Annotated in this window: 1 rRNA gene; it reads right to left on the bottom strand. The window is 53.9% G+C overall.

Annotated elements, in window-relative coordinates:
* Positions 1-1350, bottom strand: a 23S ribosomal RNA gene (locus A2J02_RS20115); the annotation flags it as partial.
* Between the last annotated feature and the right edge of the window lie 174 nt (positions 1351-1524).

Here is a 1524-nt window from a genome sequence, read left to right as displayed (position 1 = left end):
ACGACGCTCCCCTACCCACCCACACACCTGCACACAAATCCGCAGACTTGCATGGGGCTGTTGTGTGAGTGCCGCAGCTTCGGTGGTGTACTTGAGCCCCGCTACATTGTCGGCGCAGGATCACTTGACCAGTGAGCTATTACGCACTCTTTCAAGGGTGGCTGCTTCTAAGCCAACCTCCTGGTTGTCTTCGCGACCCCACATCCTTTTCCACTTAGTACACGCTTAGGGACCTTAGCTGGCGATCTGGGCTGTTTCCCTCTCGACTACGAACCTTATCGCCCGCAGTCTCACTGCCACGCTCTCACTCACCGGCATTCGGAGTTTGGCTGATTTCGGTAAGCTTGTAGGCCCCCTAGACCATCCAGTAGCTCTACCTCCGGTGAGAAACACGTGACGCTGCACCTAAATGCATTTCGGGGAGAACCAGCTATCACGGAGTTTGATTGGCCTTTCACCCCTACCCACAACTCATCCCCTCAGTTTTCAACCTAAGTGGGTTCGGTCCTCCACGACGTCTTACCGTCGCTTCAACCTGGCCATGGGTAGATCACTCCGCTTCGGGTCTAGAACACGCCACTACACACCATACGGTGATACGCCCTATTCGGACTCGCTTTCGCTACGGCTACCCCACACGGGTTAACCTCGCGACATGCCACTAACTCGCAGGCTCATTCTTCAAAAGGCACGCCATCACCAGCAACAGTAAACTGTTCACCAGCTTTGACGGATTGTAAGCGCACGGTTTCAGGTACTATTTCACTCCCCTCCCGGGGTACTTTTCACCTTTCCCTCACGGTACTAGTCCGCTATCGGTCACCAGGGAGTATTCAGGCTTATCGGGTGGTCCCGACAGATTCACAGCAGATTTCACGGGCCCGCTGCTACTTGGGTATTCGCAACGACAGTTGCAGTGTTTTCGTCTACGGGACTCTCACCCTCTACGACAGGCCGTTCCAGACCACTTCGACTAACACCACAATTTCTCACTGTCGGCCGATCCGGCAGAATCGACAATGCAAACCCCACAACCCTCCATACGCAACCCCTGCCGGGTATCACACGCACAAAGTTTGGCCTCATCCGCTTTCGCTCGCCACTACTCACGGAATCACTGTTGTTTTCTCTTCCTGTGGGTACTGAGATGTTTCACTTCCCCACGTTCCCTCCACACACCCTATATATTCAGGTGCAGGTAACACGACATCACTCGTGCTGGGTTTCCCCATTCGGACACCCTCGGATCACAGCTCGGTTGACAGCTCCCCGAGGCTTATCGCAGCCTCCTACGTCCTTCATCGGCTCCTGGTGCCAAGGCATCCACCGTACGCTCTTCATTACTTACAACAAAGATGCTCGCGTCCACTGTGCAATTCTCAAACAACACACAACCAAGAAACCACACGTGCTACCAGCCACCACCGAAGCGATGCGATGTAAACACAATCTCTTGCTCGTATATGTCTTGCCTAGAAAGAAACACTCGCGTGTTCTCTCAGGACCCAACAGTGCATCGATATA

The sequence above is a fragment of the Rhodococcus sp. EPR-147 genome (genome assembly GCF_001647185.1).
Taxonomy (GTDB): domain Bacteria; phylum Actinomycetota; class Actinomycetes; order Mycobacteriales; family Mycobacteriaceae; genus Rhodococcoides.
Note: the sequence above shows the minus strand (reverse complement) of the source record. Positions and strands in the feature narration are given on the sequence as shown.